Origin of the sequence: Natronolimnohabitans sp. A-GB9 (assembly GCF_030848565.1) — an archaeon.
Classification (GTDB): Archaea; Halobacteriota; Halobacteria; order Halobacteriales; family Natrialbaceae; genus Natronolimnohabitans.
Genome location: NZ_JAVDDV010000005.1, coordinates 122,702 through 137,468, shown reverse-complemented (window position 1 = coordinate 137,468; position 14,767 = coordinate 122,702). Strand labels below are relative to the sequence as shown.

14 protein-coding genes are annotated in these 14,767 nt (G+C 63.5%); 7 read left to right on the top strand and 7 right to left on the bottom strand.

All coding sequences use genetic code 11. From position 1 onward, the window contains the following. Window positions 1-107 precede the first annotated feature (107 nt). Complete coding sequence (locus RBH26_RS08735) at window positions 108-1,697, top strand: HTTM domain-containing protein (RefSeq protein ID WP_306757826.1); 1,590 nt, start codon at window positions 108-110, stop codon at window positions 1,695-1,697. Between the two features lie 249 nt (window positions 1,698-1,946). Here RBH26_RS08735 and RBH26_RS08730 read toward each other — a convergent pair whose 3' ends face one another. After that, window positions 1,947-2,156 carry a hypothetical protein gene (locus RBH26_RS08730; RefSeq protein WP_306757825.1) on the bottom strand — a complete coding sequence of 70 codons (210 nt, stop codon included), beginning with the start codon at window positions 2,154-2,156 and terminating at the stop codon, window positions 1,947-1,949. A 360-nt stretch (window positions 2,157-2,516) separates the two neighbouring features. Here RBH26_RS08730 and RBH26_RS08725 point away from each other — a divergent pair, with 360 nt between their 5' ends. Next, window positions 2,517-3,287, top strand: a complete 771-nt coding sequence (locus RBH26_RS08725; protein WP_306757824.1) for a glycosyltransferase — start codon at window positions 2,517-2,519, stop codon at window positions 3,285-3,287. Between the two features lie 89 nt (window positions 3,288-3,376). Then, a complete protein-coding gene (locus RBH26_RS08720; RefSeq protein ID WP_306757823.1) occupies window positions 3,377-3,766 on the top strand; it encodes a pyridoxamine 5'-phosphate oxidase family protein in 390 nt (129 codons plus the stop codon). 429 nt (window positions 3,767-4,195) lie between these two features. On the opposite strand, the gene RBH26_RS08715 is transcribed toward RBH26_RS08720, so the two are convergent. Next, on the bottom strand, window positions 4,196-5,389 hold the full coding sequence (locus RBH26_RS08715) for an NAD(P)/FAD-dependent oxidoreductase (protein ID WP_306757822.1): 1,194 nt from the start codon (window positions 5,387-5,389) through the stop codon (window positions 4,196-4,198). Window positions 5,390-5,660: 271 nt separating this feature from the next. Between RBH26_RS08715 and RBH26_RS08710 the strand changes: the two genes are divergently transcribed. Further along, window positions 5,661-6,161: a small multi-drug export protein gene (locus RBH26_RS08710; RefSeq protein WP_306757821.1), complete on the top strand. Its 501-nt coding sequence runs from the start codon at window positions 5,661-5,663 to the stop codon at window positions 6,159-6,161. Between the two features lie 147 nt (window positions 6,162-6,308). Here RBH26_RS08710 and RBH26_RS08705 read toward each other — a convergent pair whose 3' ends face one another. The 3 genes from RBH26_RS08705 to RBH26_RS08695 all read right to left on the bottom strand — a co-directional run bounded on the left by RBH26_RS08705 (window position 6,309) and on the right by RBH26_RS08695 (window position 10,498). Next, window positions 6,309-7,076: a Nif3-like dinuclear metal center hexameric protein gene (locus tag RBH26_RS08705; protein ID WP_306757820.1), complete on the bottom strand. Its 768-nt coding sequence runs from the start codon at window positions 7,074-7,076 to the stop codon at window positions 6,309-6,311. A 106-nt stretch (window positions 7,077-7,182) separates the two neighbouring features. Then, the gene (locus RBH26_RS08700) at window positions 7,183-9,639 is read right to left on the bottom strand and encodes a cbb3-type cytochrome c oxidase subunit I (protein ID WP_306757818.1); all 2,457 of its coding nucleotides are present in this window, start codon (window positions 9,637-9,639) and stop codon (window positions 7,183-7,185) included. A gap of 364 nt (window positions 9,640-10,003) precedes the next feature. Beyond that, window positions 10,004-10,498: a universal stress protein gene (locus tag RBH26_RS08695; protein WP_306757817.1), complete on the bottom strand. Its 495-nt coding sequence runs from the start codon at window positions 10,496-10,498 to the stop codon at window positions 10,004-10,006. A 166-nt stretch (window positions 10,499-10,664) separates the two neighbouring features. On the opposite strand from RBH26_RS08695, the gene RBH26_RS08690 reads away from it, so the two are divergent. Further along, on the top strand, window positions 10,665-11,588 hold the full coding sequence (locus tag RBH26_RS08690; RefSeq protein WP_306757816.1) for an acetamidase/formamidase family protein: 924 nt from the start codon (window positions 10,665-10,667) through the stop codon (window positions 11,586-11,588). A gap of 184 nt (window positions 11,589-11,772) precedes the next feature. After that, entirely contained in the window at window positions 11,773-12,603 is an 831-nt protein-coding gene (locus RBH26_RS08685) for a hypothetical protein (RefSeq protein WP_306757815.1), read from the top strand. A gap of 146 nt (window positions 12,604-12,749) precedes the next feature. Here the strand turns inward: RBH26_RS08685 and speB are convergent, their stop codons facing one another. Together speB and RBH26_RS08675 are read right to left on the bottom strand one after the other, a co-directional pair. Next, entirely contained in the window at window positions 12,750-13,598 is an 849-nt protein-coding gene (gene speB, locus RBH26_RS08680; protein WP_306757813.1) for an agmatinase, read from the bottom strand. After that, the gene (locus RBH26_RS08675; protein ID WP_306757812.1) at window positions 13,598-13,972 is read right to left on the bottom strand and encodes a translation initiation factor IF-5A; all 375 of its coding nucleotides are present in this window, start codon (window positions 13,970-13,972) and stop codon (window positions 13,598-13,600) included. The genes speB and RBH26_RS08675 overlap by 1 nt, the downstream gene beginning before the upstream one ends. Before the next feature lie 182 nt (window positions 13,973-14,154). On the opposite strand from RBH26_RS08675, the gene RBH26_RS08670 reads away from it, so the two are divergent. Then, window positions 14,155-14,736 (top strand): hypothetical protein, encoded by a 582-nt coding sequence (locus tag RBH26_RS08670; protein ID WP_306757811.1) that lies wholly within the window; start codon window positions 14,155-14,157, stop codon window positions 14,734-14,736. Window positions 14,737-14,767 lie beyond the last annotated feature (31 nt).

Genomic DNA, 14,767 nt, shown 5'->3' with positions numbered 1-14,767 from the left:
CGCGAGGGGACGCCACCAGGTTCCGCTCGAGGCGCGAAAACCGGACAGTTGTGGTGAACAATATATATGGGGCACTCGGTCGTGAGTAGAACTGTTTCACGTTGGGTATGATTCCACTTCGCACGATCGCGACGCGTGCTCGAGGATATCTTCGTGGGGCCACGTACATCGATCCGGGCGCGATTCGAATCGATACGCGGGCGCTCGCTGCGTTTCGGATCGCTGCCGGGTTGCTCATCGTTGCGGACATACTCCTTCGCTTCCGAAATTTCACGTTCTTCTATACAGAGACGGGCGTCGTTCCGCAGTCCCTGGCCACGGAGATGACAGCGGACAATGCGTTCTCGGTCTACTACTTCACGACGGACTCGACCGTAATCGCGGCGTTGTTCGCCCTCACGATACTGATCGCGATCCAGCTGATCGTCGGCTACAAAACGAGGATCGCGACCGTCCTGTCGTTTCTCCTGGTCGTCTCGCTCGATCACCACAATCCGCTGGTCCTCAGTTTCGCGGACACTCTCTTCCGGATGCTCCTGTTCTGGGCGATGTTTCTCCCGCTTGGCGAGCGCTGGTCGGTCGACGCCGTCCACGCCGACTCCTCGCCGAGAACGGGAATCACGAGCCTCGCGTCCGCAGCGATCCTGGCGCAGGTCGTCTACATGTACGTCCTCAACGGCTACCACAAGCGGGAATCCGAGCTGTGGACCGGCGGGGAGGCCACGCCGCTCATCATGGGACTCGACAATACGACCTTTCTCCTCGGAGAACTCATGCGGAACGTCCCGACGCTCCTCCAGTACGGAGGGGTGACGTGGTACTACATGCTGCTGTTCGCCTGGCTTCTCATCCTCCTCCGGGGGAACACACGCGCGTTCTTCGTCGCCATGTTCATCGCCGGCCATGCTTCGTTCGCGATCACAGTTCGAATCGGCGCGTTCCCCTACGTCGCAATGGCCGGCCTGCTCCTGTTCCTGCAGGCACCGGTCTGGGACAGGCTGGAGGCCCTCGTCCGCTCCGTGACTTTCGACGGGTCTCGACTCGCCCACGTCCGAACCGAACTGGAACGGCTCGGCTCTCGGCTCCCTCGAGCGCGGATCGACTCGAAGACCCTCGGGCACGTCAGAACGACCGTCTACACTATCGCACTGGTCGTCGCGGTCGTTTCCCTTCTCGTCGTGCCGACGCTGTCGTACCTCCCCGTTGCTCAGTTCGTCGACGAGGAGGACGGTCCGAAAGACCGCATCGACGACAGGGCCGATACGATCCGCGTCAGCCAGCCCGACTGGACCGTCTTCGCACCCCATCCACGAACCGTCGACCGATACTACGTCTTCCCGGCCGAAACCGAAGGCGGTGACACGGTCGACGCGTACAACGAGCGCCCAGTGACACACGACAGACCATCCGACGAACTCCAGAAGCAGTTCGACACCTATCGGGAACGCTTTTACATGAACAGCGTCAGACGTGGCGGTCCCGACGATATCGTCGTCGAAACGCTCGCCGAACACCTCTGTGAGACGTGGGCGGACGACCACGGCGAGGAACTCACACACGTCAACGCACACTACGTCGCCGAGGACGTGACCCTCGAGACGATCGATGAGCCGGCAGACCGCGATCGAGAAATCGAGTCGATCTACTACCACGGCTGTGGCGACAACGAACCGGACGCTATCGAGCCTCCCGAGTGAGCGATTCCGCTGGTCGATGGATCGACGGTGGTGAACATCGAACGACCCGGGTTCGGATACCGTGGCGACAGCCAGCACCTCCTCGAGACGGGTCGGGTTCTATCGTCAAAATCGGTGGCCTCGGCACTCATAGGGCTCGTCGTCACCGGGTGCCGAGTCCGGTTCGGAGCGAGTAGATCGTCATCGGCCACTCGAGTCTAGCCGAGCGACTCCAAAGACGGTTTGGATTCTACGAGTCGGACCGCGTCGTCAGGCGCCGCCCGCCGAATCGGCGGTCGCGAACGCGGCGTTGAACTCGTCGATCAAGTTCTGGAGCTGGGCCGTCTCCTGGTGGGAAAACGTCTGCGGACAGCGTTCGACGGCCGACCGAGTAGTGGTTCGTTCGGCCGTCGTTCGTGTGCGGGTCGATGGATAGTTCGGCTGCGATTCGGATCGTGTCTGCAGGGGTTGGGTGCTCATGTCGGTCGGGGTTGATGTGGTGTCGTCGTCGAACGATACGGAAACTCCTCGGAGAGGGGCGAACTTACGCTGCTACGTGTACGACCGACATCTGTACTCACCCGTACAGGCTCTTTGGTTATAAAAGTTCATGATAGATAATCCTCCCACTCCCAGGTGTATAAAAACAAGTGTCTTGGTACCGTATGACTCGTTCTTCTGATCACGACGATCAGCCAGGGCGACGATAGTCACGTGTCGCCGATCGGAGATCCCGTGCTGGCGATCGGCGGGAACTCGGTACAGCAGTCCGTATGAAACCACGCGACGAAACGCCGATACCTTAAGCCGTCCGACTACGACCACTCGAGTAGAGTACCGATGGACGAGGGGCAGGCTGACGACGTCGAAGACCGAGATGCGACATCGACGTCGACCGACAGGACCGACGCTATCGCGATAGGGAGCGTTCACGACCGACCGGACGTGAGTTTCGTAATCCCGACGCACAACGAGGAAACGTATCTCCGCGGTGCACTCGCGAGTATCGCCGCGCTCGACACCGACTACACCTACGAGGTTCTCGTCGTCGACGGGAACTCGAGCGACGATACGCGATCGATCGCTCGCGAGTACGGCGCGACCGTCCTCGAGGGCACTGACTCGACGATCGCACGGGCGAGAAACCGGGGCGCGACACGCGCCGACGGTGAGTGGCTCGCGTTCGTCGACGCGGATACGGAACTGCGGGCGAACTACCTGACCGAACTGCTCGGCTACCTCGAAGCAAACGGGCTGGCAGCCGGCAGCTCCCGGTGTCGGATCACCGGTCCGCGGCGGGCGAAACTCATGGAAGCGACGATCAACTACGTCTTTCCGCGCCTCGAGCAACCGATCTTGCCGGGGTTCAACGTCGTCGTCCATCGACGGGCGTTCGACGACCTGGGCGGCTTTCCGGACGTCCCCAACGAAGACACGGCGTTCAGTCGCCGTCTCGCCCGGCAGTACCCGACGGGATACTGTCCCGCGGTGTTGATCGAGAGCTCCGGGCGCCGGATCGCCGCCGACGGACTCATCGGCACGCTCTGGCACTACCTCTCCCTCGATATCGAACGGATCCGACACTCGGGTGGCTACGGGTCCACGCCGTAGTCGGGGCTCGAGGCCGCCAGCGGCGGTGGGACGCCGACGCGGCACCGTCATGCGGACCGTTTTTGTCGTCGAGCGTCGCGAGCGCTACCGTGACGGTGCCACCGGAGGCCGAACGGCTCCTCGAGAGCGAACCACTGATGGCTCACCTCGGGACCAGCGTCGACGACCGACCACATGTCGCGCCGGTCTGGTATCGGTACGTAGCCGACGAGGCGGTCGTCGAGATCACGACGACGGGCCGCAAACTCGAGAACATCCGGGAGAATCCTCGAGTCGCTCTCTCCGTCCAGGCCGACGACAGAGGCGAGACGCGCTGGATGGTGACGCTGCTCGGCACGGCGTCGATCGTCGAGGACGACGCCGAGGGGGACGCCATCCACCGTCGGATCAACGCGAAGTACGGCGCCGATCCTGACGTCTACGACGAGAACACGCCCGTCCGGATCGACGTCGGGTCGGCGAGCTATCGAACGTACTGACACCGAGACCCACCGAGATGGCTCGCGGCCACCTCACCGAGATGACTCGAGGTCGACCGACGTGCGGTGGCGCACGCTGTCGATCGTGTCGAGCGACAGCGAGGACCGATCGACGATCGCGTGCGAGGGACGAGGACCGCAGCGAAGCGAGGACCGCAGTCGGCTGGGGAGGACGTGGGAACCATCGTGTCCACGTGAGTAGCGGCTCCGTGATGGTTGTGATTCGTACTTGTTCTCGAGTATCGCACGCTTCATTCCAGCAGTCGAATATCGAACCCGACAGCCGAACGAGGTGAGTTGGCCATACTGCCGGCCAGCACGATTACCGACCGGTCGCGCGACTGCGGCCGTCCCCGCGGGTACGGCCGCGAGTTCGCGACCGACTGCTCACTGACTGCTGTCCGACAGTATGACTGCTGTCCGGCAGTATCAGTCGCGACCAGGTGATGGGTCCCGAAGCCCCGGGTGGGTTTTCAGTTCGCGGACGCGTCGCATTTGCGCTCGTAACGCCGGATCGCTTCCCGGTGCCTCGAGGCCGTCTCCGGCGACGCCGTCGCCATCACTGTTCGCGCGCGTGTCATCTCCTACATCGTCACCGTCGCCGTCACGACTCTCGAGGTCCGCGATCGACTTCGGAAACGGCCGCAGGTCCTTGTGGATCGCGAGCCCGGCGGAGGCGCCGTCGCCGATCGCGATGGTCGTCTGGTTCTGACCGTGCGTGACGTCCCCGACGGCGTAGGCGCCATCGACGCTGGTCTCGCGGTTCTCGTCGACGGCGATCGCCCCGTCGTCGCGCAGTGTACACCCGAGGTCGGCGGCGAGGTCGGCGTTGTACACGGAGCCGTACATCGCGAACCCTCCGAGGTAGTCCCGCTCGGTACCGTCGCCGGACGCCGTCCGGCTGCCCGTGGAATTCGGACCCACGCTGTCGGCGAACTCGAGGCCGCCAAGCCACGGCGGCTCGTCCGCGTCGATGGTCTCGTCTGCGTAGGCCGAGACGACGGCCGTGTCGATACGGTCGACCGGATGGGCCCGGATGCGGGTGTCGGTCTCGTCGTCCCACTCCGGCTCGCGGCCGTCGAGTAAGAGATCGACGTCGTCGGTGAAGTTACACATCGTCATCGCGACGTGGGCTGCGCTTTCGGTGTGGCCGAGTACGAAGACGGGGCCGTCACCGAGTGTGTACGCGTCGCAGTGGAGACAGTAGTGCAATCCCCGTCCGGTAAAGCGCTCGAGTCCCGGCACGTCCGGACTCCGGTCTCGGAACCCTGTCGCGAAGACGATCCTGTCGGCCGTGACCGTGGCGTGGCTCGACTCGAGGCGAAACCGGCGTTCGTCGCCCACGTCCCCCTCCCGCTGGACCGACTCGACGGCGTCGGGATAGAAGTCACCGCCGTAGTGCTCGAGTTGCTCGACGGCGTGGGTCGCAAGCTCCTGACCGGAGACGTTCTCGGAGACGCCGAGTACGTTGTGGACGTGATCGACGGTCGTGTGGCGGCCGCCTTCCTTCTCGAAGACGGCCGTGCGATGTCCCAGCCGGGTCGTATACAACGCGGTCGTCAGCCCAGCGGGCCCACCACCGATCACGACGACCTCGTAGGTCGGGATCGAACGTTCGCTCATTTACCCCTGGTTCCGCACTCGAGGGTGTTGACCCTACGGCGTGCATATGCTCCACACGAACGAACCGACGTTCGTCGAGGTCCGTCCAGCCGACGAGCGGTACGTATTTGACTGGAAGATGCCTATGGCACGACGACACCGTACTTATACTGCCGGACAACGTGCTGTACACACCGATCGAACTCGAGACGCCCTCGCGGGACGACAGGCGTCGCGACGCGATCGGATGGCTACTGACTGTTGTCCGGTAGTATAAGACCGACGACGAGAGATGACCCTTACACAGGCTGCCCTCGACGTAGGATCGATACTCGAGGACGCCGGCGGCGTCCTCCAGTACGCGCTGGTGTTCGTCTTCGCGGCGATTCCGATCGTCGAGATTCTCGTCGTCGTTCCCATCGCAATCGGCCTCGGACTCGACCCACTCGTGACGGGGCTCGTCGCCTTTGCCGGCAACGTCGTTTCGGTGTACGCACTCATCGCGGCCCACCAGCGTCTCACGACGTGGTGGCGCCGCCGCCGGTCGGACGCCGACACGGATTCGCGCGACCGGTACGCGAGAGCGCGGCGACTGTGGGAGCGATACGGGCTCCCCGGACTCTCTTTCGGTGCGCCGGTTCTCACCGGCGTCCACATCGCTACACTCGCCGCGTTGCTCGCCGGAAGCTCCGCCCGTCTCACGGCCGGCTGGATGACCGTCGGGATCGGTGTCTGGACGGTACTGTTGGTCGTCGCCTCGGTGTTCGGCGTCTCGCTATTGGGCGTGATCTGAGAGGAGAGATGGCGGGTGACGGGGCCGTTCTCGCCGGCGCCTGCGTTTCATACGGACTGCTGTAACGGGTTCCCGCCGATCGCCACGACGGGGTCAGCGATCGGCGGTAATTGATGACAGGAGACTGTATCAGTCCTTTCGAACCGATCAGAGTCCGGTCGGAACCTCGAAGTACGTCGTCTCGAGACCCCACCCCTCGACCAGTTCCTGTAGCGACCGGACACCGAAGGTCTCGGTCGCGTAGTGGCCCGCCAACACGACGTTGATCCCGGCTTCCCGAGCCTCGTGGTAGACTTTCTGTTTGCCCTCACCAGTCACCAGTGTGTCGGCGCCGGCGTCGACGGCCTCGTCGAGCCAGTCCGTCCCGCTGCCGGTGACGATCGCGATCTCCTCGATCTCCTCGGGCCCGAACTCGAGGGTCTGGACCGACTGCCCGCCGGTCTCGAGAGTCGACTCGAGTCGATCGCGAAGGTCATCGATCGCGTAGGGCTCGCGTGCGGTCCCGCGCTGGCCGATGTACTCGGGGCCGAGTTCGCCGAAGGGCTCGCAGGCCTCGAGTTCGAGGACGTCGGCGACGCCGGCGGCGTTCCCCAGCTCTTGGTGGCCGTCGAGTGGGAGATGAGAGACGTACAGCGCGAGGTCGTTCTCGATCAGCGGCGCGAGCCGGTCGTATGTACGGCCGGTGACGTGGTCGAAGCCGCCCCACGAGATCCCGTGGTGGGTAACGAGGGCGTCCGCGCCGGCGTCGATCGCCCGCCGGAACGTCGCCTCGACGCCGTCGGCGGCGAAGGCGACGTGCTCGACGTCAGCCTCGTCCGGCCCGACCTGCAGGCCGTTGGCACTGGCATCGAGGTCGGCGTAGTCGTCGGTTCGCAGCTCGTCGTCGAGTCGATCGACGAATTCCGAGAGCTCCATGGCTCGAGGTTGCTCGGCGACGCCCTTGTATCCGACCGGTTGTGATCCGATATCGGATCGAACCGACGGCGAACGATGCCGGGTCGAAACGACGGCGAAAGCCCGCCTACATCAGGTAGAACAGCGGGAAGAGGAAGACCCAGACGATGTCGACGAAGTGCCAGTAGAGTCCGAAGAACTCCACTGGACGGTGATCCTCGAGGTAGGCGTCGATACTCGCGACCCGGTAGATCATGAACACGGCGATCAGCAAGCCTAAGAGCACGTGTAGCGCGTGTAGGCCGGTCGTGACGTAGTAGATCGAGTACTCGAGGCCGTACCACCAGTACTCGCCGTCGGCGAACTTCACGCTGTACTCGTAGGCTTTGACGCCCATGAACGTCAGGCCGAGCAGTAACGTCGCACCGAGCGCACCGAGCAGCCCCTTCTTGTTCTGGCGCTCGGCGAAGACGAGCGCGAGGACGACGGTGAAACTCGAGGTGAGCAACACGTAGGTGTTGAGCAGGCCGGGCCAGGAGGCAAAGGGAACCGTCGTCCACTCGCCCCAGCCCATGTGTAGGCGCATGAAAATGTATGCGCCGATCACGGCACCGAAGACGACGACGTCGGAAGCCAGGAAGACCCAGACGCCGAGTTTCGTGGTTCCAACGCCTTCGAACGGCCAGCGTTCGGCGATCGCCAGCTCGGGGGCGACGAACTCCTCACGCCCGTACTTGAACAGCGTATATCCGAGGATCACAACGCCGAGGACCGTCAACACGGGATACAGCACGTTCTGCTCGGCACCGGTACCGACGAGTCCGTCGGGGGCCGTCCCGGTCCCCTCCGCGAACTCGACCATATAGGGCGTGATGCCCGACAGGCCGAGGAAAAAGACGAACATCCCGAACCCGATTCCGAGCGGCCAGATGCTGGCGTGGTCAGCGTGTTCTTCCTGACTCACTTCGGCGGTCGCCACGCCGCCGTCGGTCGCTGTTTCCGAGTCGACGAACTCGAGGCGACCACTGGCGTAGCTGGGACGTCCTCCCCAGTTCTCGAGTGGCGGCGGCGAGTTCGTCGCCCACTCGGCGGTACGGGCGAACTCCCACGGGTTGTCCGGTGCTTCGGGACCGGAGACCCAGCTTTTGGCGAACGTATAGAACATGATCAGGAACGACGCGCCGAGGACGAACGCGCCGACGGTCGCGACCTGGTGGTAGATCTCCATGCCCTCACTGAAGTGGAAGACACGGCGTGGGGTCTCCCAGGCGAGAAACAGCGGGAAGTACAACATGTTGAAGCCAACGAAGTAGACAGCGAAGTTGAGTTTCCCGAGCGTCTCGGAGTACATCTTTCCGGAGATCTTCGGCCACCAGTAGTAGAGGCCGCCGATCAGGGCAGTGACCCCCGAGACCATCACGTAGTGGAAGTGGGCGACGACCCAGTAGGTGCCACGGAACTCGTAGTCGAGCACGACCGCACCCAGGAACACTCCGGTGATCCCGCCCAGGATGAACAAGACGAGCGCACCGAGTGCGAAGAGAAACGGCGTCGTGAACCGAACCCGTCCCTTGACCATCGTGTAGATCAACGCAAAGACCATCAGGTCGAACGGTAACGAGATCCCGATGGTCGTCGCCATCATCAGCGTCTTGATCTCTAAGTTGATCGTCGTCAGGAACATGTGATGCATCCAGACCAGGAAAGACTGGACGGCCACCAGGACCATCGCGATGATGACCCACTTCCGGCCGACCAGACGACGTCCCGTAAACGTCTGGAACGTCTCGAACATGATCCCCAGGGCAGGGAAGAAGACGATGTACACCTCCGGATGGCCGAAGAACCAGAACAGGTGTGCCCACAACAGACTCGAGCCCTGATCGGTTGCCAAATACTGCGTCAAGAAGACACGATCGGTCGCCTGTAACAGCAACGCGGCCAGTAACGCGGCGAACGCAAACAGCATCATCCAGACGGTCAGCAGCCACGACCAGGTGAAAAGGGGCATATTCCAGAGTCCCAGCCCCTCTGCACGCGAGCGATGGATCGTCGTGATGAAGTTGACCGTCCCGATCGTGATCGAGAAGACGAACAGAATCAACGCGAGGATCGTTCCGTTGCCGCCGGTCGTCGCCTCCATCGCGGGCGTGTACATCGGCACGTTCAGCGGCGCGTACATCGTCCACCCGCCGGCGAACGTCCGTCCCTGGAAAAACGAGACCGCAAACAGGAGTCCCGAGAACAGGTAGAACCAGTAACTCATGGCGTTCAGCCGCGGGAATGCGAGGTCTTTCGCCCCGATCTGCAGCGGAACGAAGTAGTTCGCGAACCCCGTCGCAATCGGCGAAAGGAACCAAAACACCATCAACAGCCCGTGAGCCGAGACCGACTGATTGAACTCGTCGGCCGAGAGCAGTCCCGTCCCACCGGCTTCCCACAGGTGGGCCCGGAACAGGAGTGCGAGGACGCCACCGAGCAGGAGGAAAAACAGCGACGTCGCGAGATAGAGAATCCCGACGTCCTTGTGATTGGTCGTGACTAACCACCGTTTAATCGACGTCATCGGCGGAAGGTCACTCATCGCCGACCCCTCCGACAGGTAGTGATTCGACCGTCGTTACTGTCCGTTCCCGGTGACTGTTCGGCCGAATCGACAGTCCTCGCGAACCGCACTGATACGACGTCGGCCGTCCGGACGAACGAATCAGGGGACCCATTAACAGGGGATTTCTCCACTCATTCTCCGCATCAATGTGTGCCATGAACATGCAAGGGACTGTCCGACGTGACGTCGGTTCGCCTCGTTCGATCGTTGCTCACATTCGAGTGTTGGTTCATTGAGGAGACAGTCTCGCCACTGACACTGACACGAGGATGTGCCGGATACCGATACCCCCACCTCAGGGCAGTCGGGTCGCACCAGTATCGACGTCCGGCAGTCCGTCTCAGGCTGGCTCGACCGCAGGCTCAGCCACCTCGTAAGCGTCGTCCTCCGTATCGACGACCATCACTGGCACAGGTGTGTTTCGGGTGACGCGTTCGGTGACGCTACCAAGCAACGCGCGTGTAACGCCACCGCGACCGCGAGAGGTCATCACGATGAGGTCGATATCGTTCTCCGCGGCGAAAGACGTGATCTCCTTGTACGGGACGCCAGCCTCGATGACCGGATCGACGTCGATCGATTCGCTGTCGATGTGATCGCGGACACGTTCGATCGCTTCGGCAGCTCGTTCGTGGATCTCCGTCATCTCGCCGAACTGTCCCGTATCGAGTCGATCGACCTGCTCGGAGCCCAGTGCGTGACTGAGCGCGTCGGTGTCGACGATATACATCGGATACAACGTCGCGTCGAACCGCTCGGCCAACTCGGCGGCGTATGGAACCGCTCGTTCTGACGCCTCGCTTCCATCCGTCGGAACGAGAATGTTACCGAACATACATTTGGTAGTACGTAGCACATAAGTAAAACAGTAGGGGACACTACTCGCCGCTCGTGACTCTCACGGATGCTGATCGCCGAGGCCGGCTTCGTGTCGACGACCGCACGACGAACCGATCGATCGGGGGATCGTTTTACCATCTTGGCCGTTGATAGATCGTCGTATGGCACGTCGAACGATTACCGACGAGGACGGTGCTATCTACGAGTTCTCCCCCGATCTCGAGCCGATCGCCACAGTGGAGTCGGGAACGGAGCTAACGATCGAGACGCGAGACAGCCTCGATGGGGCCGTCCAGGACGAGTCGGACGTGATCGAGTCGATCCCCGAGGAGGTAAACGCCGCGACGGGACCCATCGCGGTCGCGGAGGCCGATCCCGGCGACGTCTTGCGGATCGAACTCGAGGAGATCCGACTCGCGGAAGACCAGGGCCGTGTGGTCACCATCGACGGCTTCGGCCTGCTCGACGGTCACGACGAGATCGAAGCGCCCCGCACGCGGATGGCCCCTGTCGACGCGGACGGCGATACGCTCGAGTTCAGCAACACGGGTCTCGAGGTGCCGATCGAACCCGTCATCGGGACGATCGGCGTCGCTCCCGCGTCCGAGTCGCATACGACGCTCGTCCCCCACGACCACGGCGGGAACCTCGATACGACCGACGTGACTGGGGGGAACGCGATCTACTTCCCCGTCTTCCAGGACGGTGCGATGTTCGCGATGGGCGACTGCAAGGCCGCGATGGCCGACGGTGAGATGTGTGGCACCGGTGGCGAGATCGCCACCGAGATCGACGTAACCGTCGAGGTAATCGACGGCGGTGCGACCGACGTCGACGTCGCGCGGCCACTGATCGAGACCGACGACGCCTGGAAGACGGTCGCGAGTGCCGAGACGCTCGAAGCGGCCTGCGAACTGGCCAATCGGGACGCGATCGAACTGCTGGCGGCCGAACACGGGGTCGACGAGACCGACGCCTACATGTTCTCGAGTCTGGTCGGCGGCCTCGAGATCAGCCAGGTCGTCGACCCGCTGGTGACGGTTCGCAACGCGGTGCCCAAGGCGTACCTCTCCGAACCGTTCTGATACTGTCGGTGTCTGACCGAAACGTCGCGATGAACGAGGACTGTCGTTTACGGTTCGGTGGCGGTCGCGCCCATACGGTCGCTCGAGGCGACGGCGCAAAACCGCTGAGCCGGGACGCGATGGGGACGTGGTCCGTTCGACGACGGATACGACGTTTTATTACACTTCGTTGACCAGTTCCGATATGATTCCGTTCGACGTCCCGGCGATCGTCCCGCTGGCTCTCGTACTGTTCGGATTCGCCGCCTTCTACCAGGCGTACAAGACGTACGGCCGGTACGCGGCAGTCCGTGAGACAGCCCCGGCCGTCGAGACGGGGGCCGCCGGTGACGCGACGACCGTCTCCGGACCGGTGTCGACCGTCGAACCCGCGGCGCCGCGGCGGGAGCCACCCGAGGGCGTGATCGACGGGACCGCCAGGCCGGCGCTCGTCGCCTGGCGCGTCCGTCGCCACGTCTCGGGCGGCCGCAACGGCCGCTCTCGGTGGAGAACTGCCGACGGCGGACTGGCCGTCGGTGAGTTCGACGTCCGCCACGGCGGGAGATACGTTCGGATCGACGGCGACACCCTCCCGGACGCGGGTGACGACGGTCACCAATCGGCCGATTCGTTCGATCCGTTCGACGACTCCGCCCTCGAGTTGGGCGAGCCCGAGACCGACGTTCGACTCGGCGAGCCAGACCCATTGACGAAGGTCTTAGAACGACTCCGGCTGATCGGGACGAACGGCGTGCTGGGCGATCCGAACCTCTCGCTCAGTATCGGCGGGAACTCGCTGAGTCCGGACCGGTATCAGGCGACCGTCGTCGACAACGGCGACGAGATCGCAATCGAGGGCGAACTGGCGGAGACGCGCGACGGGCCCGTCCTGCAACGCTCCGGCGGCGACCGTCCGACCGTCGTGGTCGGTACCCTCGAGAAACGAGAGTCGCAGTTGCGGTCGCTCGCGCTCAAACAGGCCGGTCTCGGTGGAGCCATGATCGCCCTCGGATACGTCGTCTCGGCGGTCGCGTGACTCGCTGTTGGTGAGACGAGACGGGAGACAGCGGGATGTCGGTGACCTGATGGCTTCTAGTACCGTTCCAATCGTCGACTGATGGGTCGAATCGGACGACACCGCAGGATCCGACCCATCAGTTCAGGCGTGGACCGCCACTAGTGTCAGCCCGAGTCCGCGACAGCGCGTTCGAAGACGAACTCCCGGAGAAGTTTCCCGGCGAGTGACGCGGTCTGTCCGTCGTCGCGGTCGTTGACCTCGACGACGTCGAACCCGCTCGCCTGCGGTGCTACGTCGCGGACGACGTCGCGCATCTCACGGGGTTCGAGGCCAAACGGTTCCATCGTTCCCGTTCCCGGCGCGTAGGCGGGATCGGCGGCGTCGATGTCGACGCTCAGGTAGACCTCGCGGTCCTCGAGTCGCGTTGCCGACCAGTCGGCGACGTCTTCGGGCTCGACGACCGTCACGTCGTCGTGGCTCGCTCGTTCCCACTCCGGCTCGCTTCCCGTTCGGATGCCAAGCAGGACGATCTCCTCGACACTGTCGACCTCGAGGATGCGACGCATCACCGAGGCGTGGGAGAACTCGTTGCCGTCGTATCCCTCATAGAGGTCGAGGTGGGCGTCGAGACAGACGACTACCTCGGGTTCGACGGCGCGGACGCCGGCCAGCGTGACGGTGTGTTCACCGCCCAGCAGCAGCGGGACGGCGTCGTCCCAGACGACGCTTCGCAGCGTGCTCTCGAGATACTCGAGGTACTCAGCAGTGTCGTCCCACGCGCGGACGTCGCCGTGGTCGGTGACGTTGAGTTCGGAGAAGTGTTGGTCCGTTCGTCGATCGTAGTCGTCGAACGGCTCTGCAAACGTCCGAATTCGCCGGGGCCCAAAGCGGGTGCCCGGCTGAAAGGTCGTCGATACGTCCAGGGGCGCACCGACGACCACGAAGTCCGCACCACGGTCGGCAGTCTCCGTCGTGTCAGTACTCCCGCCGTCGTCAGTCGCCCCGGGGAACATTAGACGATCTTTCGCTGATCTTCCATCTCGAGGTACTCGATGTTCTCGTCGGGCGAGACATCGACGTCCTCGGGGATGCGCATCGTGATCGTCTCGTAGGTTTCTAAGTCCATGACCTGCATGTCGTCGCCGTCGACGGAGACGACCTGGCCCTGTTTGCGCTCGATGATCGGGACCCAGATCTTCGCGTCGACTGGCTGGGAGAGCGAGCGCTTCTTGCCGTCGAAGACGCCTTCGGCCTCGATTCGGGCCTTGGCACTGCCGTGTTTGCCCGGCTTCGCCGTGGAGTAGGCGTTGATCTTACACGGCGAGTCGTCGATCATCACGTAGCTGCCTTCCTGGAGGTCGCGAACTTCTGTCTGCTGTTTCGCCATGTCCCGGCGTAATCAACCGACGGTCATAAACCGTTTGGAATGGACGCTGGCCGAAACGGCGACCGTTCGCGCCGCTGAAACGATTATCCCCCTTTCGATCGGTAGCGCGAAAGCACGCGCCGGCGCCGGTCGAAATTGACTACAGCAAACCGTATGACTGACTGGCCCGAAAAACAGTCCCGATGATCGGTAGCTTCGCCATCGCCGGCCTCCTCGTCGTCGCGGGAACCGGGCTCGGACTGGTCGCGTGGCGCCGCTGGCGAACTCGAACACATAATCGACGCGCGCTCGCGCGCGACCTCGAGACGCGTCTCGCCGACACCCTCGCACCCGGCACCGGCTCTCATCTCTCGACGTCCCCGACGGTCCGCCGGATCGCCGTCGTCGACAGCCACCGTGAGGGCGAGACCGAACGCCCCGTTTACGTCCCGATCGTCCGAATCGATCTTGAGACGACCGATGCCCCGGGGATGCAACTCGCCCTCGAGTACGTGGCGGACGTCCTCGAGGCGATCCATCCCGAACTCGAGAGCCGCGAGGAGGCCGTCGCTCACTACGACGTCGAGTTTTCGTTCGGCCCGGACGGCCTCTTCGTCGAAGGGGAGTGTGGCCGCGTTTCGGTGGCGCCGGAGCTGGCCGATCGGCTGCTCGAAGCGGATCGCTACGGGGGGTTCGAGCTCTGGCGTGACGTCAAACGAGCGGACGGGGACGAGACGTCACCGACGACGCTGTGGGGGCCGTGTCGGAACGATCGGTCCGATTGAGACGGTCTCCTGTCGTCCTCCCGACGCTCGC

Coding starts and splice junctions, on each gene's coding strand:
- RBH26_RS08735 (WP_306757826.1), top strand. CDS start 108: ATGATTCCACTTCGCACGATCGCGACGCGTGCTCGAGGATATCTTCGT.
- RBH26_RS08730 (WP_306757825.1), bottom strand. CDS start 2,156: ATGAGCACCCAACCCCTGCAGACACGATCCGAATCGCAGCCGAACTAT.
- RBH26_RS08725 (WP_306757824.1), top strand. CDS start 2,517: ATGGACGAGGGGCAGGCTGACGACGTCGAAGACCGAGATGCGACATCG.
- RBH26_RS08715 (WP_306757822.1), bottom strand. CDS start 5,389: ATGAGCGAACGTTCGATCCCGACCTACGAGGTCGTCGTGATCGGTGGT.
- RBH26_RS08710 (WP_306757821.1), top strand. CDS start 5,661: ATGACCCTTACACAGGCTGCCCTCGACGTAGGATCGATACTCGAGGAC.
- RBH26_RS08705 (WP_306757820.1), bottom strand. CDS start 7,076: ATGGAGCTCTCGGAATTCGTCGATCGACTCGACGACGAGCTGCGAACC.
- RBH26_RS08700 (WP_306757818.1), bottom strand. CDS start 9,639: ATGAGTGACCTTCCGCCGATGACGTCGATTAAACGGTGGTTAGTCACG.
- RBH26_RS08695 (WP_306757817.1), bottom strand. CDS start 10,498: ATGTTCGGTAACATTCTCGTTCCGACGGATGGAAGCGAGGCGTCAGAA.
- RBH26_RS08690 (WP_306757816.1), top strand. CDS start 10,665: ATGGCACGTCGAACGATTACCGACGAGGACGGTGCTATCTACGAGTTC.
- RBH26_RS08685 (WP_306757815.1), top strand. CDS start 11,773: ATGATTCCGTTCGACGTCCCGGCGATCGTCCCGCTGGCTCTCGTACTG.
- speB (WP_306757813.1), bottom strand. CDS start 13,598: ATGTTCCCCGGGGCGACTGACGACGGCGGGAGTACTGACACGACGGAG.
- RBH26_RS08675 (WP_306757812.1), bottom strand. CDS start 13,972: ATGGCGAAACAGCAGACAGAAGTTCGCGACCTCCAGGAAGGCAGCTAC.
- RBH26_RS08670 (WP_306757811.1), top strand. CDS start 14,155: ATGATCGGTAGCTTCGCCATCGCCGGCCTCCTCGTCGTCGCGGGAACC.